Consider the following 18822-nt stretch of genomic DNA (forward strand, 5'->3'; position numbering starts at 1 on the left):
GTCAGTGGAACTGGGCGGCTTCGGTCGACTCGCCGAGCGCGGTGGTCGAGGCCTTGCCGCCGGAGATGGCGAGGCTGACGGCGTCGAAATAGCCGGTGCCGACCTCGCGCTGGTGCTTGGTCGCGGTGTAGCCCTGGGCCTCGGCCGCGAACTCCGCCTGCTGCAGCTCGGAATAGGCGGCCATCTGCCGCTCCTTGTAGCCGCGCGCCAGCTCGAAGGTGGCGTAGTTCAGGCTGTGGAAGCCGGCCAGGGTGATGAACTGGAACTTGTAGCCCATCGCCCCCAGCTCGCGCTGGAACTTGGCGATGGTGGCGTCGTCGAGATTGGCCTTCCAGTTGAAGCTGGGCGAGCAGTTGTAGGCCAGGCGCTTGCCCGGGAACTGCTTGTGGATGCCCTCGGCGAAGCGCTTGGCCTGGCCGAGATCCGGCTTCGACGTCTCCATCCACAACAGGTCGGCATAGGGCGCGAAGGCCAGGCCGCGGGCGATGCAGTACTCCATCCGGTTCTCCGGCTTGATCGGATGGAAGCCCTCCTCGGTGCGCTGGCTGCGGTCGATGAAGGGATGGTCGCGCTCGTCGATGTCGCTGGTGATCAGCTTGGCGCTCTCGGCGTCGGTGCGGGCGACCAGCACGGTCGGCACGTCCATCACGTCGGCGGCGAGGCGCGCGGCGTTAAGGGTGCGGATGAAGCTGCGGATCGGCACCAGCACCTTGCCGCCGAGATGGCCGCACTTCTTCTCCGACGCCAGCTGGTCCTCGAAATGCACACCGGCGGCGCCGGCCTCGATCATCGCCTTCATCAGCTCGAAGGCGTTGAGCGGCCCGCCGAAGCCGGCCTCGGCATCGGCCACGATCGGCGCGAACCAGTGCCGCTTGGCGCCGCCCTCGGCATGCTCGATCTGGTCGGCGCGCTGCAGCGTGCGATTGATCCGGCGCACCGCCTCGGGCACCGAATCGGCGGGATAGAGGCTCTGGTCCGGATACATCTGGCCGGCGGTGTTGGCGTCGGCCGCCACCTGCCAGCCGGAGAGGTAGATCGCCTCCAGCCCAGCGCGCACCTGCTGCATCGCCTGGGTGCCGTTGGTGGCGCCGAGCGCGTTGACGAAGTCGCGCTTGTCCATCAGCTCCCACAGCCGCTCGGCGCCCAGCCGGGCCAGCGTGTGCTCGATCCGGACCGATCCGCGCAGCCGCTCGACATCGGCCGGGGCATAGTCCCGGACGATGCCGTCGAACCGGCCGGCAGCGCTTCGGGTCGGGGTCGGGGAGTCGAGGGGTGCCATCCTGTAAATCCTTTTCAAGTCCGACAAAGCGGCGCGTCATGTTGCGCTGCGAAGATGAAAAGGATGTTGGGTTGCGCTCCGCCCAGCGTCAACGCGGCATTGAGCGTGAAAGGGAAAGTTTGTAAAGTCCGTTGATGTGATTTTTGTAAATCGGAGAAGACCGATGGCCGTTCGCAAGGCGATGCTGGGGCACAAGATCCGGCGGCTGCGGCGCGACCGCGAGGTCACCCAGGCGCAGCTGGCGGAGCGGCTGGGCATCTCCGCCTCCTATCTCAACCTGATCGAGAGCAACCAGCGGCCGGTGACGGTCGAGATCCTGCTGAAGCTGGGCCAGATCTTCGACCTCGACCTCGCCAGCTTCGCCGAGGACGAGGGCGAGCGGCTGGTCGGCGGCCTCTCCGAGGTGTTCGGCGACCCGCTTTTCGCCACGCCGCGGCCGGGCACGGCCGGGCTGAAGCGGCAGGACATCATCGACTTGGCGGCCCAGGCCCCGGCGGCGGCCGAGGCGGTGCTGGCCCTCTACCAGGCCTATCGCGAGGGGCGGGAGACGCTGCGCCTGCTGGCCGAGCAGCAATCGGCGCCGGACATCGCCGAGGGCGCCTCGCCGCTGGACGAGGTGCGCGACTGGGTGCAGGCGCACGGCCATCATTTCCCGGAGCTGGAGACGGCGGCGGAGGAGATCTGGCAGGCCGGGGCGATCGAGCCCGGCGCCCTGTTCCCGGGGCTGATCCGTTATCTGGACGAGGAGCTGACGCTGCGGGTCAAGGTGATGCCGGTCGAGGTGATGGGGCCGGTGCGTCGCCGCTACGACCGGCACGGCCGCCGCATCCTGCTGTCCGAGATGCTGCCCCTGCCCAGCCGCAGCTTCCACCTGGCCGTGCAGATCGCGCTGATCAAGTACCGGGCGCTCCTGGACGAGATGGTGGCGCCGGTCGGCTTCTCCGGCCCCGAGGCGTCGCGGCTCGGCCGCATCGTGCTGGCCAACTATCTGGCCGGGGCGGTGATGATGCCCTATGACCGGTTCTGGCGGGCGGCGACGGCGCTGCGCTACGACATCGAGGTGCTGCAGAGCCGCTTCGAGGCCTCGTTCGAGCAGGTCTGCGTCCGCCTGACCACGCTGCAGCGCCAGGGCGCCAAGGGCGTGCCCTTCTTCCTGATCCGCAGCGACAAGGCGGGCAATGTTTCCAAGCGTCTCGGCGCCACCAATTCCGCCTTCGCCCGAATGGGCGGCGCCTGCCCGTTGTGGATCCTGCCCGACGCCTTCCGCTCGCCCGGCCGGATCCAGACCCAGGTGGCGGAGCTGCCGGACGGCAGCCGCTGGTTCACCATCGCCCGCACCGTGTCCAAGCCCGGCGCCGGCTTCCGCGCGCCGGGGCAGAGCTTCGCTTTGGCGCTGGGCTGCGAGATCGCCCATGCGGCGCAGCTGGTCTATGCCGACGGCATCGACCTCGCCGCCGACGAGGCGGCGGCACCGATCGGGCTGCATTGCCGGCTGTGCGAGCGGCCGGACTGCGACCAGCGCGCCTTCCCGCCGCTGAACCACGTGCTGTCGGTGGACGAGAATTTGCGCGGTGCCACGCCCTATCAGTTCACCCCGGCGGCCTGATCGCCCGGGCCGCGTCAGAATTCGTCCCCGATCAACAAAGCCGCTTGCGAATACTGGGATATCGCGATCAAACTGCCATGCGAACGTCTCAATCCCGGAGGGGAAACCCCATGGCGCACAAATTTGTCATCTACAAAGACAAGGCCGGCGAGTACCGGGTGCAGTTCAAGTACAACTCCGAGGTGATCTTCTCGACCGAAGGCTATGCCAGCAAGGCCTCGGCCAAGAACGCGATCGAGTCGATCAAGAAGAACGGCCCGGAGGCCCCGACCGAGGACAACAGCGCCGCCTGACCGCGGCCGCCGGGCGGGCCGCGGCCCGCCCGGTGCTCGACCCCCACGGCGATCGACTAGGAACCGTCATCGGCTTCGCTCTAGACTGCGGCGTCCCAGCCGCAGGAGCGCCGCATGACCGACCGCCTGACCCGCCGCACCACCCTGAAGGCGGGCGTCGCCGCCGCTGCCATCGGCCTGGCCCCTGCCCCGTTGCGCGCCGCGGCGCCGAAGCTGAAGCTGCGGATCCTCGAGACGACGGACCTGCACGTCGCCGTCTTCCCCTACGACTATTATCGCGACAAGGGCGACGACACGATGGGCCTGGCCCGCACCGCCGCGGTGCTGGCCGCCGCCCGGGCCGAGGCCGCGAACGTCCTGCTGTTCGACAATGGCGACGTGATCCAGGGCAACCCGATGGGCGACTACATGGCCTATCAGCGCGGCCTGGAGAACGGCGCGGTGCACCCGATCGTCAAGGCCATGAACCTGCTGGGCTACGACTGCGGGACCATGGGCAACCACGAGTTCAACTACGGGCTCGACTATCTCGGCAAGGCGATGATGCAGGGGGCCAACTTCCCCCTGGTCTGCGCCAACCTGCTGAAGACCGACGGCAGCCCCTATCTGCCGCCCACCAAGATCCTGGAGCGCACGCTGAAGGACGAGTCCGGCGCCGCGGTGCCGGTGAAGATCGGCGTCATCGGCTTCGTGCCGCCGCAGATCATGCAGTGGGACCAGGGCCATCTCGAAGGCCATGTCACCACCACCGACATCGTCGACGCGGCCCGCAAATACGTGCCCGAGCTGCGAAACGCGGGGGCCGAGCTGGTGGTGGCGCTGTGCCATTCCGGCATCGCCGGCGGCCCGCGCGCGGGCGGGGAGGAGAACGCGGCCCTGTTCCTGGCCGAGGTGCCGGGCATCGACGTGATCCTGACCGGCCACCAGCACCGGGTCTTCCCCGGCCCGGACTTCGCCGGCATCGACGGCGTCGACGCCGAGCGCGGCACGCTGCACGGCATCCCGGCGGTGATGGCCGGGTTCTGGGGCAGCCATCTCGGCGTCATCGACCTGGAGCTGGAGCGCGACGGCGCCGCCTGGAAGGTCGCGGCGTTCAAGTCGGAGGCCCGGCCGATCTACGAGCGCCGCGACCGCAAGGTGGTGCCGCTGGTCGAATCGCGGCCGGAGGTGCTCGCGGCAGCGCAGCCGGAGCACGACGCCACCCTGGCCTATGTGCGCCAGCCGGTCGGCGAGATCTCGGCGCCGATCACCAGCTACTTCGCCCTGGTGGCGGACGACCCGTCGGTGCAGATCGTCAGCCAGGCCCAGCTCTGGTACGTCGCGCCGCTCCTGGCCGGCACGCCGGCGGCGGGGCTGCCGCTGCTCTCGGCGGCCGCGCCCTTCAAGGCCGGCGGCCGCGGCGGGCCTGACTACTACACCAGCGTCCCGGCCGGGCCGATCGCGATCAAGAACGTCGCCGACCTGTATCTCTACCCGAACACGGTGCGGGCGGTGCGCGTCTCCGGCGCCATCGTGCGGGAGTGGCTGGAGCGCTCGGCCGGCATCTTCAACCGGATCGACCCGGCGAAGACCGAGGAGCAGCCGCTGATCGACCCCAGCTTCCCTTCCTACAATTTCGACGTGATCGACGGGGTGACCTACAAGATCGACCTGACCCAGGCCTCGCGCTACGACGGCGACGGCAAGCTGGCGGCGCCGGACTCGCACCGCATCGTCGACCTTCGATTCCAGGGCAAGCCGATCGACGAAAAGCAGGACTTCGTGGTCGTCACCAACAATTACCGCGCCGGGGGCGGCGGCAGCTTCCCGGGGCTCGACGGCAAGACCATCGTGCTCGAGGCGCCCGACACCAACCGCGACGTGCTGGTACGCTTCATCCACGAGCAGGGCCGGATCAACCCCACCGCCGACGGCAACTGGAGCTTCGTGCCGCTGCCGAAGACCGTGGTGGTGACCTTCCCCGGCTCCCCGGCCGCCGCCCAGGCGGCGGTGCCGCCCGGCCTGACCATCGAGCCCCTCGGCGACGCCGGCGACGGCTTCGCCAAGTACCGGCTGGTGTTCGCGGGGTAGGAACGCCTCTCAGGGCCGGAGCCGATCCAGGATCTGCCGCCTGTGGTCCGCGCCCCCGAAGAAGACGGCGCCAAGTGGGCATAGAGGCCGTCGCCGCTCACCATGAAATCTCACCCTGACGGCCGCGGGGTATCGAAGTCCCGCTCGATCCGGCTGCGCTTGAACCCGGCTTGACGACACAGATCCGCCGACAGCGCGTAGGTCGTGTAAGCGCGGCCGCGTTCCAGCCGGTCAAAGATTCCGTCGCATTCGATATAGCCGGCCGTCGCGGCTCGTTCTCGTAGAGAACCTCCGACGGCCCAACTGGCTATGAAAGACAGGGAAACCAAGACGATAAGGAATGCTCCCAGAATTCCCCACCACTGCGTCTCCCGTAACCCAAGCACCGACTTCCGTCGGCGTCGTCCCCAGTTGACGAGCACGCTAACTATATGTGTCGCCGGCAGAAAGAGGCCGGAGATCAGAAAGAAGCCTATGGGCGTCATAATCTTCACGATATCGGCGCGCATCGCCAATTGGCCATCGGCCCTTGGAAAATCGGAAATGACCCAGAAGAAAAGGCACAACCCTAATATGTCGATGAAAATCCATACAGGAATAATCCACCATAGTGGCTTCATACCAGGGCGGACATGAAGAGCCGTTAGGCGTGCCAGAAAGTTGTTGGATTTCACCAGCGTGGCCCCATCAGAAGGCCGTGCCACGGACTGTATCTGATACCCGGGTTGTCATGGTAATGCTGCCCCAAGATACGTTGACCTTGAGCTCTCCGCATCTCTTCTTCAGCCACACGCAGCACGGCCTGATCGAGGGCCATCGAGACAAGCCCTGAAATGGTGGATTTGAGGCCCAACTCTTGCAGCCCCACGTTGATCGCAATACCAACGATGATCGTGCCGCTGACGACCACCCAGGCTGGAAGAGTTACAGCTGCACCAAGCGCCAGGGCGCCAACTGCCACGGCACCGAAGGTCGCGGCACTGGCTAGTGCCGAGACCATGGTGCCGGCCAAGATGTCGCCGAAGGTCTGGCTGAGCGTCTGCTCGTCCATCACGTAGCTCATGATCTCCATCGGCACCATGACGACGAAGGTGATGACGAAATTCACCGCACCACCGGCCGCCCGCGCCGCTGAGGTCAGGCCATAGGCGATCACCTTCGGGTTCGTGGGCAGATATCGGCTGCCAGTGAGCACCTTGCGCAGCCCCGCATAGCCCCGCAGGATCACATAGGTCTGGCCGTTGATCTTTTTGGTGTAGTACGAGCCGTTCAGCCCCAGTTCCCGCAGCAGCTCCGCACCCGACTTGGCGTCCCGCAGCAGAGGGATGATTCCGGGGACGTCGAACGCGCCCCGGGTGCTGTCCCCGAGGAACTTGTCGGTCTCCAGCAGCGTCCGGGCGAGATCCTCGACGCTGATGACGACCGCCTCTTCCTCCTTGCGGTCGGCCGTGCGGATCGAATAGGCGCTCGGCGTGCCGGGTCCCATCAGCCCCCTCCATCATGATGTTGGCGACCGAACCTACACGCTCCGGCGCCGCGATGGGAGGCCAGTCCTGCCGAGGCGGCCCATCCTCAATCAGCATGCACCTGCACCGCCGGCCCGCTGCCGCCGCCCTTGGGCTTGCGCAGCAGGAGCAGCAGCGGGATGGCGGCGATCGCCAGCACCATCAGCAGCTTGAAGTCGTCGATATAGGCGATCAGCGCCGCCTGCTGGTTGACCAGCTGGTCGACCATGGCGCGGCCGGTCAGGGTGTCCGGCGACATCATCTCCGGCAGCTGCTGCACCGCCGGGCTGAAGGCGTTGACGTGCTCGCCCAGCAGCTGGTGGTTGGTCTGGGTGTTGCGGGTCAGGAGCGCGGTGACGATCGAGATGCCGATCGAGCTGCCGAGGTTGCGCGACACGCTGTAGATGCCGGCGCCCTCGTCGAGATACAGCCGCGGCAGGGTCGAGAAGGCCATGGTCGAGAGCGGCACGAAGACGAGGCCGAGGCCGGCGCCCTGCACCAGACCGTCGAGCATGAACTCGGTCGCGGAGATGTCGAGGTTGTAGCCGGTCATCCGCCACAACGAGCCGATGATCATGGCGAGGCCGGTCAGCAGCAGCAGGCGGGTGTCGACCTTGCCGATCAGCCGGCCAACCACCAGCATCGCCGCCATCGTGCCGACGCCGCGCGGACCCATCACCAGCCCGGCGGTGACCACCGGATAGCCCAGCATGGTCTGCAGGAACGGCGTCGCCAGGGCCATGATCGAGTAGTACAGCGACCCGACGATCGCCATCACCACCATGGCGACCACGAAGTTGCGGTCGGTGAACAGCGCCGGTCGGACGAAGGGCGCGTCGGCCGTCAGCAGATGCACGACGAAGAGGTAGAAGCCGAGCGCCGCCAGCACCAGCTCGATGATGATCTCGAGCGAGTTGAACCAGTCCTGGTCCTGGCCGCGGTCGAGCATCATCTGCAGCGCGCCGATGCCGAGGCTGAGGAAGGCGAAGCCGAGCCAGTCGAAGCGCTTGGCCGCCTGCCGGCCGCTGTCGGACATGAAGATCAGCATCCCGGCCAGCGCCAGGGCGCCGATCGGCACGTTGATGTAGAACACCCAGCGCCAGGAGTAATGGTCGGTCAGCCAGCCGCCGAGCACCGGGCCCAGGATCGGGCCGACCATGACGCCGACGCCCCAGATCGCCATGGCCTGGCCGCGCCGCTCCGGCGGGTTGATGTCGATCACCGTGGCCTGGGACAGCGGCACCAAAGGCGCGCCGAACACGCCCTGCAGCAGCCGGAAGCCGACGATCTCGGTGACGTTCTGGGCCAGGCCGCACAGCACCGAGGCGACGACGAAGCCGATCACCGAGACGATGAACAGGTTCTTGCGGCCGATCCGGCTGACCAGGGCGCCGGTCACCGGCGTCATGATCGCCGCGGCAACGATGTAGGAGGTCAGGACCCAGTTGATCTGGTCCTGGTTGGCGCCGAGATTGCCCTGCATGTAGGGCAGGGCGATGTTGGCGATGGTGGTGTCCAGCGCCTGCATGATGGTCGCCAGCATCACGCAGACCGTGATCATCCCCCGGTAGGGGACGGTTTCGCCTGGGGCCGCCATCTCACTGCGCTCCGAACGCCGTGCCTCCGAGGAAGGGCAGGCCGCGGGCATGGCCGGTGTCGATCGCGACCTCGGTGCTCATGCCCGCGCGCAGCTGCGGCTTGCCGGCGGTGTCGACCAGGATGCGGACCGGGATGCGCTGGGTGACCTTGACCCAGTTGCCGCTGGAGTTCTGCGGCGGCAGCAGCGAGAACTCGGCGCCGCTGGCCGGGCTGAGGCTGTCGACGCGGCCCTCCCAGGTGACGCCCGGATAGGTGTCGACCGTGACCTCGACCGGCTGGCCCACCTTGACGTTGGTCAGGTCGGTCTCGTTCAGGTTGGCGTCGATCCAGACCTTGTCGGTGCGCACCAGCGCCAGCACCGGCGACCCGGCGGTGACGTAGGCGCCGGGCAGCACCGCATCGGCCTTGGCGGCGATGCCGGGGAACGGCGCCTTGACCTGGGTGTGGTCGAGGTCGAGCTGCGCCTGGTCACGCCGCGCCTGAGCCTGGCGGTAGGGGGGATAGTCGTCCAGCGTCAGGTCGGGGTTGCCGCCCAGCTTGGCCAGGGTCATGCCGATCTGCGACTGGGCGACCTCGACATTGCTCCGCGCCACGTCCAGCGCCTGGCGGGCGTCGTCGAGCTGCGACTGCGAGGCGTTGCCGTTCTTCGCCAGGGCGGCGATGCGGTCGTGGTCCTTCTGCCGGTAGTCCTGGGTGGTGCGGGCCTGGTCCAGCGTCGCCTGCTGCTCCACCAGATTGGCCTTGATGCCCTGGAAGTCGAAGGCGGCCTGGCGCATGTCGGCCTCGGCCTGCTCCAGCGCGTAGCGCGGCGCCCGGTCGTCGATCCGGAACAGCACCTGGCCGGCCTGGACCGGCTGGTTGGTGGCGACGTCGACCGCGACCAGCCGGCCCGAGATCTCGGGCGCGATCGACACCGTGTCGGCATGGACATAGGCGTTGTCGGTCTCGGCGTAGCGGCCGCCCATGGCGTAGAGGGCGAGCCCACCGACGGCGATCAGCAGCGGCACCCCGACCAGCAGCACCAGGCGCAGGCCGCGCCGGCGCGGCCTGGCCGGCGGCGGCGTGTCGCTGGCCTGCTGCGAAGGCTTCAGGGTCGTGTCGTTGCTTCCATCCGGCATCTCAGCCCCGCCTGGCGGCATCGGCCGCCGGTTCGTCCGTCTCAGAGGTCAGCCTGGTCTTCAGGGTCTGCAGGTCGCCGATCAGCCGGGCCATCACCTCGGCCGGCAGCCGGGCGCTGTAATCCTCCTGCCACTGCGCGATCATCGCCTCGAGCTGCTCGACGATCGGCCGCGCCGGCGGCAGCAGGTGCAGCGCATGGGCGCGCCGGTCGCGCGGGTCGCGCCGGCGCTCGACCCAGCCGCGCTTCTCCATCCGGTCGAGGAGGCCGGTGACGGTCATCTTCTCGACGTCCAGCAGCTCCGCCAGCCGCGCCTGGGTGATGCCGGGGTTGCGGTCGATGAACAGCAGCACCCGGTATTGCGGCCGGGTGAGGTCCAGACCGGCCGCGCGCACCCGCTCCTCGAAGCGGCGGCGCAGCAGCTGATCGAGGTCCTTGATCAGGGTGTAGAGGCTGACGAGAGGCTTGGTCTCGCTCATCTATGAAACGACCTGACTGTAAACTGCCTTACTATATGGTCGCTGACCGACCCTCGCAAACGACGGACCTATCGCCGCAGCGCAGGGCTGCCGATAGGAATTCGCGCAGCAGTGCGGATCAGGCTCTCAGCGCAGCCAGACCCGGGCGGTGGCGGTGGCGCCGGTGGCGTCGATCACGGTGATCTGCGCCGCGCCCGGCCCCGGCGGCGTCCAGTCGGCGTCGCGCTTCAGCGGCGAGGACGGGATCGGCCTTCCGTCGACCATCCACAGGAACGGCCGGCGGCCGCCGGTGGCGACGAGGGACAGCGAGCCGAAGCGGTCGCCCTCCCGCGGCCGCTCCACCGCCGCGCCATCGGCCGGAAAGGCGATGGCCAGCGGCTCGATCCCGGCCAGGGACGGCAACGGCGCGACGGCGACCGGGCCGGCGGGCAGCCGCTTAAGCCTTGGCGGCAGGTCCTCCGACCGCAGCACCGGCGTGCCGGCGGGCGCCGGGCCGACCACGTCGCGGGCCGGCGGCGGCAGCAGGGCGAAGGCGCGGAACAGCAGCGGCGCCGCGGTGTTGCGGCCGAAGCGGTCGGGGCTGGGCGACCCGTCCGGCCGGCCGACCCAGACGCCGATCGTGTGGCCGGCATCGAAACCGATCGCCCAGGCGTCGCGGAAGCCGTAGGAGGTGCCGGTCTTGAAGGCGATGCGGCGGCCGTCGCGCATCAGCCCGGGATCGGCCATGGCCACCGGCGGCGGCGCCGAGGCCAGGATGTCGGTGACGTACCAGGCGGCCGAGGGGTCGAGGATGCGCGGCCCGTCGCCGCCGGAGGGCGGGGCGTCGGCGCGGAAGACGAGGTCCGGCACGGCGCCGCCGCGGGCGACGCCGGCATAGAGGCGGACGAGGTCGAGCAGCGTCGTGCCGCCGCCGCCCAGCGCTACGGCCAGGCTGGGCAGCACCGTCGGGTCGTCGAAACGCAGCGGCGCGCCGGCCTGGCGCAGCCTGGCGGCGAAGCGGGCCGGGCCGACATGGTCCAGCAGCTGCACCGCCGGGATGTTCAGGGACCGCTGCAGCGCCTCGCGCACCGAGACCTCGCCGGAGTAGCCGGGGTCGAAATTGGTCGGGGCGTAGTCGCCGAAGCGCATCGGCAGGTCCAGCACCACCGTCTCCGGCAGGATGATGCGGTCCTCGAAGCCCATGCCGAAGATGAAGGGCTTCAGCGCCGATCCGGGCGAGCGCACGGCGCGGGCGAGGTCCATCTGGCCGTCGCGCCGCTCCTCGAAGAAGGTGCCGGAGCCGAGATAGCCGACCACCCGGCCGGTGGCGTTCTCCACCGCCACCACGGCGATGTTGCTGCTGGCGTCGAGGCCGCGCAGTGAGCGCTGCGCCAGCTCCTCCAGCCCCGCCTGAAGCCGGCCGTCGATGGTGCTGCGCAGCACCTCCCGGCCGCGATCCTCCGCCACCAGCCGTTCGGCCAGATGCGGCGCCCGGAACGGCAGAGGCTGCCGGACGGAAGGCGTCGGCTGCTCCGTCGCCTCGCGCGCCGCCTCGGGGTCCAGCGCCCCGGCGGCGGCGACGCGCAGCAGCACCCGGTCGCGCGCCGCCCGTGCCGCCTGCGGGAAGCGGTCGGGCCGCAGCCGCGTCGGCGATTGCGGCAGCGCCACCAGGAGGGCCGCCTCGCCGGGGGTCAGCAGCTTCGGCTCCTTGCCGAAAAAGGCCAGCGAGGCGGCGCGCACGCCTTCGAGATTGCCGCCGAACGGGGCCAGGGTCAGGTAGATGCCGAGGATCTCGTCCTTCGAATAGCGCATCTCCAGCTGCAGCGCCCGGGCCATCTCGATCAGCTTCGAGCCGAGAGTGCGCGGCCGCGGCTCCAGGAGGCGCACCGCCTGCATGGTCAGGGTCGAGGCGCCGGAGACGACGCCGCCATGCCGCACCATCTGGCCGAAGGCGCGCGCCGTCGCCAGCGGGTCGACGCCGAGATGGCGGCGGAAGCGCTTGTCCTCATAGGCCTGCAGCAGAGCGAGGTAGAGCGGCGACACGTCCGCGACCGTCGCCTGCAGCCGCCAGGTGCCGTCGCGCGCGGTGAAGGCGCGCAGCAGCTGGCCGTCCCTGTCCAGCACGATGGCGGAGCGGTCGAGATAGCGGTCGAGCGCCGGCGGATAGCGGGCATCGAGCCACAGCGCGGCGCCGACGACCAGCGCGGCCAGGACGATGCACGCCCCCGCCCCGATCGCGATCCTCCGCCAGACTCCCCGTGCCATGCCCATCCGCATCCCTCCGCTCGGCATTCTAGCGCAGCCGGTGGCGGATTGATGGCCGGAGCGAGAGGAGGCGGAGCCGCCGCCTCATCCTTCCTCTCCCTGAGGAGCTACCGGATTCACACATCGTCTCGTTGGCTCTTTTCTAGTCCCCCTCCCCTTGCGGGAGGGGGGCAGGGGGAGGGGGCTGCGCGCGTCCGCGCGCGAATGCGCAAAGAGCCGAACTCGCCGTCCGGGCCGGTTGGCGACTGTCCAGGCCGGACCGGGCCGAGAGAACCCCTTCCCCATATCCCCCTCCCGCGAGGGGAGGGGGACTCAAAAGGCGATGTGTGAATCCAGTAGCCCCGAGGAGAGGGGAATGGGAGCGGCGCCCATGACACCTCTCCCCTGGGGAGAGGTCGAAATCGCGCAGCGATTTCGGGTGAGGAGGCGGCCCATCCGACCGGCCGCGGCCCGTCACCCGGTGTCGGGTTCGTCCGGGTCCTCGGGGAAGATGTAGGGGTCGAGGCCGAGCGACCGGCGGAGGCGGTCGGCGGCCCGCATCGGCGGTTCGGCCTCGACCAGCGCCGCGACATCGGGCTCCCCCAGCCGGGCCTCGATCCCGGCCTTCAGCGCGGGGGCCTGGCCGGGCTCGGCGAGGTCGACCGGCTGCTGCATCAGCTGGATCAGCCGGGCCCAGCGCCGCGTCTTGGTCTCGGCCACGGTGCCGGTCAGCGGCGGCGGATGGGGCGGGTCCGACCAGTCGGCGGCCCGGCGGCGCCATTGGTCGGAGATCTCGAGGCCGCAGGCCAGGCCGGCGATGACCGAGCCGACCGGCCGGTCCTCGACCCGGTTCTCCTCGTCCTCGTAGAGCGCGTCGAGCCGTTCGTTCAGGTCGTCGATGCGCTCCTCGGCCTTGTCGAGCTCCTCGGCCGGCTGGCGGGGATCCCAGATCAGGTCGTAGAGGGCCTCGGTGACATGGTTGCGCTGGCGGGCGCGGCGAGCGGCCCGGTCATGGGCGCAGAGCCGGTCGGCGGCGCGGGCACGCAGCGCCAGGGCGCGCTGCACCGTGCCGGAGAAGCGGGTGAAGGCCAGACCGGCCTCCTGCGCCTCGGCCCTGGCCGCCGCGACCGCGGCCCCGTCGGCCTCGGGCCCGGCGGCGCGGGCCTGGGCGGCGATGGCGCGGGCGCCCTCGGCCTCGACCATCCGCATGCCGAGCTCCGCGATCCGCGTGAGCATCTCGACCTGCTGCAGCGCGAGGCCGCGGCAATAGGCCGGGATGTCGAGATCGGGAGAGGCGGCGTTCATGGAACATATCATGAACTAGGTTCGCGGGTTAACGCAAGACGACATTGCGTCTGCCCTGCCACAGACTGGATCGCCACGCCCCTCCGGGGCTCGCGATGACGGTGGTGGGGTGTAGGAGGCGGCTTCCCCAAACAGTCATTGCGAGCGCAGCGAAGCAATCCAGTGCCGCCGCATGCGGCAACGTCAGACTGGGTAGCAAATTACGGATTGCGGTAGGTACGCCCATTGCTGGGCGTCACCACGCATAGAAAGTCACCGTGCCGTTTTCCCTACCCTTTACGACGAGAGGGGACCGCTTACGGCTCCAGCACGATATGCCGAGAATGTTCTCTATGTATTTGGTCCAAAGACATCCCGATCCCGCAGCGGACGAGAGATCGGATCGCTTCCCAAGCTTTGCCGCAATACCCCGGATCGCAGCTCTTCATCCGAGATACTGTCCCACATGATACTATAGCCGCCACTCTTTTGATGGAAGGAGATATTGAACTGCGTATCGTCATATTTGCCAAAATACTTTGACAATATCGCGGACGCAGCCTCATACACTTCCAGCAATTTCCGCTCGTCGTCTATCAGGAACCAAAAATAGACCTCGTCTCCATGATATTGAACCTCGGAGACCAGCTTCAGCCAGAGTCCCCGATTAGCCGCTTCCATTTCCGCCTGGATTGCTTCTCGCGATCTCTCGTCGATCTTCATAACCGTTCCTCACCCGCATTCAGCTTCCCGGAGACGGCCGGGTCGGAGGCTCCCGTGTGGCCCAGGACCAGGCATCGCCCTGGTCTCCGCATCCCCTGGCCGAAGCCTCGTTCAGGCTCTTTCTAAGATTGGCCTGCTTGTTTTCAAACTGCTGGATGTGACCGTCCCAAGAACCGACACCAGGAATCCCATCGGGGCGGAGGGCAAACAAGCCGTATTTGTCTTCAAGAAGATCGCTGTATCGCTTGGCGAGCTCGTTTCGTTTGCCTGTGATCTCCTGCCCCAAACGTTTGCACGGATCAGGATCGCAGGTGGAGCAGGCGTCGGTCGCCGCCCCCTCTCTCAACCCCTCGTCCGCCTTCCTGTCCGCGTCTTCCGAGGGGCTGGACTCGGACATCGCATAGGCACCAACGGCCAGCGTCCCGATCGCGAGCACGCCGAGAACCAGCCACCCAGGAGGGCCGGCGAAGGCGAGAGGGGCGGCGGCCGCGACCATCAGCGTTGCCCCTCGTCTCTCTCAGCCCGGGCCATGGCCTGGAGAAACACCCTGACCTTGGCGTCGGGCGGGCCGGCGCCGTCGGTGATCCATTCCCTCAGCCCCGGCTGCTCCAGGGCACGCCCGTTCGTCCGCACCATGATGTAGGCCCAACGTCCCCGCGCCCGTTCGCTCACAAGCCCGAGCGTCCGGCCCGTGCGCTCGCTTTCCAGGATGATTTCGTCCAGGCGGCGCTCGCCGAGAACACCGATCTCGCGCGGCGCGACATCGAGTAGATACCGCCGGATGCGTTGCCGCGATGCGTGCCGCATCGAGTCCTGCAGATCGTCCATCTGCTCCGCGGTCAGGCGAAGCGGTCCGCGGGGCGCAGACGGCAGGTCCGCGGGCCGCGGTGCCCGGCGGACGCCGCCGTGGTCCGGCGCGTTCAGGACGATCGCGCGGCCATGGCCGAGAACCCGCGCGAACTGCGCCGGGTCCAGCAGCGCCAGCACGCTCGCCAGGACGTTCGGATCCCAGTGCCGGAACAGCACGCGCTCGGTCCCCCGCGCGGCTCCGCCATTCTCCGGCGCGCCCTGGGCCGGGATCAGCACCTCGTTGATCGTCCGCAGATGCCGCCACAGCGCCATGTCGCCCCCGGCCCAGCACCAGAACGCCGCGCAGGGTTTGGCAACAGCCAGGTCCACCACATGCGCCCGGATGCGTTCATCCGCCAGGCGCACGAGCCATGGCCCGGCGCGCTCCACCTCCTTGTCGGCATGGTCGAGGAACAGCGACCGGCAGGCGATGCTCCGGCGCGTCAGATCGCCCGGCAGGTCGTCGAACAGGCCGCCATCCAGCACCGCGAAGAGCGGTGCCGGCAACTCGTCCAGAGCGGCGGCCAGCGCCGCGGCCGCCGTCGACGCATCCTGGCTGTCGGGTGGCGGGGCGTTCATGCGTGCCGCATCCGGACGAAGGGCATGCCGGTCATCCGATCTGCCGCACCGCCGGGACCTGCGGTGTCGAGGCGTCGTACAGGACGAACGGCCCGGTCTGGGCAGCGATCAGCAGGGCTTCGAAGGCGCTCACCGGACGGAAGGCCTCGGCCACGATAGGCCCGCCGAGCGCCGGGTGCAGCCGTGGCGCATAGATCTGGCCGTAGGACAGCGGACCGCAGGCCTTTCGGACGCGTTTGAACATCGGCTTGCCGTCCTGGTCCGGCGGATCATTGGCATTGTCATCGACATAGGCGACGGCTGTGCCAATTCTGATACCATTGGATATCTTGGGTTTCGGTGAGAACAACTCGCCGCACAACACGCGGTGGTAAAGCGTGTTGATATCCATCACTCGGTAGTCCTCGTTCCAGACCAACAGGTGTCCGAATGCGGAGAAGCCGACCAGATGGCTTCGGTCGGCCTTCAGTTGAGGGTCGCTCCCAAGGATGGCCTGTACCACCTGATGGTAGACATCCGGATTGCAGAACTGGAAATATCCATCGAGCCATACCCCGAAGCCGTAGCGCTCCCAAAAATCAAGCAAGCTGCCAGGTAGGCGCCCTTGATAAGCCTGAAGCATGGAAGCGGGAGCCGCTTCACCACCCTGCGGCTCTCCGAACTTTTCAAGGATGTATTTGAAGTCTTCCGAGAGGTCGGCCATGGGTGCGACTCTTGCTATCGAGTAGGCAAAGCGAGCAATCAGCCGATTGCCCGCACCGCCCGGACCTGCGGCGTCGAGGCGTCGTACAGGACGAACGGCCCGGTCTGGGCGGCGATCAGCAGGGCCTCGAAGGCGCTGACCGGACGGAAGGCTTCGACCACGATCGGCCCACCGAGCGCCGGGTGCAGCCGCGGCGCATAGATCTGGCCGTAGGACAGCGGACCGGAAGCTTTCCGGACGCGCTCGAAGAGCGGCTTGCCGTCCTGGTCTGGCGGGTCGTTGGCGCCCGCGTTGGCATTGGCGATTGAAATGCCGATTGCGATATCATCGTCTATATTGGGTGCTGGCGAGAATAACTCGTCGCACAAAACGCGGTGATACAAAGTGTCTATACGAGTCACCCGGTAGTCTTCGTTCCAGACCAGCAGGCGGCCGAACGCCGAGAAGCCAATTACGTGGCTTTCCTCGGCCTTGAGTTGGGGGTCGTTTCCGAGGATAGCCTGTATCACCTGATGGTAGGCATCTGGGTTGCAGAACTGGAAATACCCGTCCAGCCACACCCCGAAGCCATAGCGTTCCCAGAACTGGAGCAGACCGTCAGGCAAGCATCCGTGATAGGCCTGCAATACTGAAGAGGGCGCCGCTTCACCGCCCACAGGCTCTCCGAACTTCCCGAGAGCACGCTGAAAACTGCGAGGAAGATCGGCCATCAATCCAATCCTGTGGTTGTCAGTTAATCTTTGGGCGGCCCATCGACCTTAGCTGATCGGCACGCCAGGGTCACCCGCCCCCGATCCGGGCGCGCCCGAGCCGCCCGGCCCATCCGCAGGACGGCTTCCCTCGCCTTCGGACGGGCATTCCTTCAGCTCGGCATTCATTCTCTTGCCCTGCTTCCGCGCCTCTTCTGCATGTGCACGTAGCTGGGCGGCTCGTCGGCCCCGCCACTGTGTTCCCAGTGACTTGTTTACTGTGGCGTCCCCGAGCCCGGATATCGAGCCGTCTCCGCCAGCGATCAGATCCAGCGTGTGAGTCGCGTTCAGTTGGGCCAATTCTCTCGCGACTTCCCTGGCTGCTAAGCCTTCCGGATCGCTCTCGCCTTGCATTTCGTATTGTTGTGCCAGTTGCTCGGTCCGCCTTTCCCGGTAGTCCTCTCGCGCCAACTGACGATCAGCAGCGTCATTGGGCGGGCGACCATACCGGGCGTACCTGTCCATGTTTGCGATCAGGTCGTCCGGCTTCATGTTGTTGATGGTTTCCTGCTGCTCCCGAAGCTGCCGCCTGAACTCGTCCAGCTTCGACGGGTCGTCGGGCGGGTTGAAGCAGTCGATCTCGCCGCAGTCCTCGCAAACCTGCGTCGCCTCGCCGGGCCTGGTCTGGGTCTCGTTCGCGCCCTCCATCATATTGGCGATGGTCCCGGCCAGAGCCCGGCCCGCCATGGCGCCCGCCCGGCCGCCGAGGAAGCCGCCGACAACGCCGCAGATCGGGCCGCACAGCGCCGTGCCCGCGGCGGCGCCGATCCAGCGCCCCGCCGCCCCGCCGGCCGCCCCGCCGGCTACATCCACGGCCGTCATGCCGTCCGCCCCCCGGCGCCGTCATAGACGCGCAGCGCGTCCGCCGTGTGCTGGATCAGCGCCTTCACCTGCGCGTCGGGGCCGGCCTCGCCGCTGCCGATAAAGCCGCGCACCTCCGGCAGCGCCGCCGCCTGGCCGCCCGACAGCACCATCAGATAGGTCCAGCGTGCCCGGCCCTGTTCGGTGCGGATGTTCAGCTCGGCCGCGGACTTCTCGCTGGCCAGCGTCGCCCGCCACAGATACTCGTCCGTGATCCCGACCGCTTCGGAAGGCATCTGGCCCTTGAGGAACCGCGCGATGCGGAGCCGCGAGGCGTGCACCATCGCGTCCTGCAGCTCCATCATCTGGACGGCGCTCAGGCGCAGCGGACCGCGGGGCGGCGGCGGCAGGTCCGCGGAGCGCGGCGCCTCCTTCAGCCCGCCATAGTCCGGCGCGTGCATGACGACCGCGCAGGCATGGCCGAGCACGCGCGCGAACTGCGCCGGGTCCAGCAGCGGCAGCACGCTCGCCAGGACATTCGGGTCCCAATGCCGGAACAGCACCCGCTCCATCGGCGGGTCGCTGCCGGCCTCCGGTCCGGATTCGACCGGGATCAACACCTCGTTGATCGTCCGCAGATGGCGCCACAGCGCCATGTCGCCCGCGGGCCAGCGCCAGAACACCGCGCAGGGCCTGGCGGCGGCCAGATCCACGACATGCGCGCGAACGCGCTCGTCCGCCAGCGCCACCAGCCACGGCCCGGCCCGCTCCACCTCCTTGTCGGCATGGTCGAGGAACAGCGACCGGCAGGCGATGCCCTGGCGCATGAGATCGCCCGGCAGGTCGTCGAACAGGCCGCCGTCCAGCACCGCGAAGAGCGGCCCGGGACGGGCGTCCAGCGTGGCCGTCAGACTGCGCGCCACCTCCTCCGGCCGCGGCTGGTCGAGCGATGGGGCCGCCATG

Annotated in this window: 18 protein-coding genes; 3 read left to right on the forward strand and 15 right to left on the reverse strand. The window is 68.3% G+C overall.

What is annotated here, in order from left to right; all coding sequences use genetic code 11:
• Nucleotide 1 precedes the first annotated feature (1 nt).
• The gene (gene aceA / locus G537_RS0101535; protein WP_026868622.1) at nucleotides 2–1279 is read right to left on the reverse strand and encodes an isocitrate lyase; all 1278 of its coding nucleotides are present in this window, start codon (nucleotides 1277–1279) and stop codon (nucleotides 2–4) included.
• A 163-nt stretch (nucleotides 1280–1442) separates the two neighbouring features.
• Here aceA and G537_RS0101540 point away from each other — a divergent pair, with 163 nt between their 5' ends.
• The 3 genes from G537_RS0101540 (at nucleotide 1443) to G537_RS0101550 (ending at nucleotide 5248) form a co-directional block, all read left to right on the forward strand.
• A complete protein-coding gene (locus G537_RS0101540; protein WP_026868623.1) occupies nucleotides 1443–2885 on the forward strand; it encodes a helix-turn-helix transcriptional regulator in 1443 nt (480 codons plus the stop codon).
• Between the two features lie 110 nt (nucleotides 2886–2995).
• Nucleotides 2996–3178, forward strand: coding sequence for a YegP family protein (locus tag G537_RS0101545; protein ID WP_026868624.1), 183 nt, complete (start codon nucleotides 2996–2998; stop codon nucleotides 3176–3178).
• A 114-nt stretch (nucleotides 3179–3292) separates the two neighbouring features.
• Nucleotides 3293–5248: a bifunctional 2',3'-cyclic-nucleotide 2'-phosphodiesterase/3'-nucleotidase gene (locus tag G537_RS0101550; protein ID WP_026868625.1), complete on the forward strand. Its 1956-nt coding sequence runs from the start codon at nucleotides 3293–3295 to the stop codon at nucleotides 5246–5248.
• Between the two features lie 110 nt (nucleotides 5249–5358).
• Here G537_RS0101550 and G537_RS43390 read toward each other — a convergent pair whose 3' ends face one another.
• The 14 genes from G537_RS43390 to G537_RS0101610 all read right to left on the reverse strand — a co-directional run bounded on the left by G537_RS43390 (nucleotide 5359) and on the right by G537_RS0101610 (nucleotide 18821).
• Nucleotides 5359–5922: a hypothetical protein gene (locus G537_RS43390; protein WP_155888449.1), complete on the reverse strand. Its 564-nt coding sequence runs from the start codon at nucleotides 5920–5922 to the stop codon at nucleotides 5359–5361.
• Nucleotides 5919–6734: a hypothetical protein gene (locus G537_RS0101555; protein WP_026868626.1), complete on the reverse strand. Its 816-nt coding sequence runs from the start codon at nucleotides 6732–6734 to the stop codon at nucleotides 5919–5921. The genes G537_RS43390 and G537_RS0101555 overlap by 4 nt, the downstream gene beginning before the upstream one ends.
• An 86-nt stretch (nucleotides 6735–6820) precedes the next feature.
• Entirely contained in the window at nucleotides 6821–8350 is a 1530-nt protein-coding gene (locus G537_RS0101560) for a DHA2 family efflux MFS transporter permease subunit (protein ID WP_026868627.1), read from the reverse strand.
• 1 nt (nucleotide 8351) lies between these two features.
• Nucleotides 8352–9470, reverse strand: a complete 1119-nt coding sequence (locus G537_RS0101565; protein ID WP_026868628.1) for an HlyD family secretion protein — start codon at nucleotides 9468–9470, stop codon at nucleotides 8352–8354.
• Between the two features lies 1 nt (nucleotide 9471).
• Nucleotides 9472–9948, reverse strand: coding sequence for a MarR family winged helix-turn-helix transcriptional regulator (locus G537_RS0101570; protein ID WP_026868629.1), 477 nt, complete (start codon nucleotides 9946–9948; stop codon nucleotides 9472–9474).
• A gap of 126 nt (nucleotides 9949–10074) precedes the next feature.
• Nucleotides 10075–12192: a penicillin-binding protein 1C gene (gene pbpC, locus G537_RS0101575; RefSeq protein ID WP_245578865.1), complete on the reverse strand. Its 2118-nt coding sequence runs from the start codon at nucleotides 12190–12192 to the stop codon at nucleotides 10075–10077.
• A 453-nt stretch (nucleotides 12193–12645) separates the two neighbouring features.
• Nucleotides 12646–13476 (reverse strand): hypothetical protein, encoded by an 831-nt coding sequence (locus G537_RS0101580; protein WP_026868631.1) that lies wholly within the window; start codon nucleotides 13474–13476, stop codon nucleotides 12646–12648.
• Between the two features lie 330 nt (nucleotides 13477–13806).
• Nucleotides 13807–14178, reverse strand: a complete 372-nt coding sequence (locus G537_RS43395; protein WP_155888450.1) for a hypothetical protein — start codon at nucleotides 14176–14178, stop codon at nucleotides 13807–13809.
• A 19-nt stretch (nucleotides 14179–14197) separates the two neighbouring features.
• Nucleotides 14198–14674: a hypothetical protein gene (locus tag G537_RS43400; RefSeq protein ID WP_155888451.1), complete on the reverse strand. Its 477-nt coding sequence runs from the start codon at nucleotides 14672–14674 to the stop codon at nucleotides 14198–14200.
• A complete protein-coding gene (locus G537_RS35865; protein WP_051247648.1) occupies nucleotides 14674–15606 on the reverse strand; it encodes a DUF4123 domain-containing protein in 933 nt (310 codons plus the stop codon). Before G537_RS35865 ends, G537_RS43400 begins: the two co-directional genes overlap by 1 nt.
• A gap of 31 nt (nucleotides 15607–15637) precedes the next feature.
• Complete coding sequence (locus G537_RS0101595) at nucleotides 15638–16309, reverse strand: GAD-like domain-containing protein (RefSeq protein ID WP_026868632.1); 672 nt, start codon at nucleotides 16307–16309, stop codon at nucleotides 15638–15640.
• A gap of 38 nt (nucleotides 16310–16347) precedes the next feature.
• The gene (locus G537_RS0101600; RefSeq protein ID WP_026868633.1) at nucleotides 16348–17019 is read right to left on the reverse strand and encodes a GAD-like domain-containing protein; all 672 of its coding nucleotides are present in this window, start codon (nucleotides 17017–17019) and stop codon (nucleotides 16348–16350) included.
• Nucleotides 17020–17067: 48 nt separating this feature from the next.
• On the reverse strand, nucleotides 17068–17880 hold the full coding sequence (locus tag G537_RS0101605) for a polymorphic toxin type 15 domain-containing protein (protein ID WP_026868634.1): 813 nt from the start codon (nucleotides 17878–17880) through the stop codon (nucleotides 17068–17070).
• Nucleotides 17877–18821, reverse strand: a complete 945-nt coding sequence (locus G537_RS0101610; RefSeq protein WP_155888452.1) for a DUF4123 domain-containing protein — start codon at nucleotides 18819–18821, stop codon at nucleotides 17877–17879. Before G537_RS0101610 ends, G537_RS0101605 begins: the two co-directional genes overlap by 4 nt.
• Nucleotide 18822 lies beyond the last annotated feature (1 nt).

It is taken from the genome of Inquilinus limosus DSM 16000 (assembly GCF_000423185.1).
Lineage (GTDB): Bacteria > Pseudomonadota > Alphaproteobacteria > DSM-16000 > Inquilinaceae > Inquilinus > Inquilinus limosus.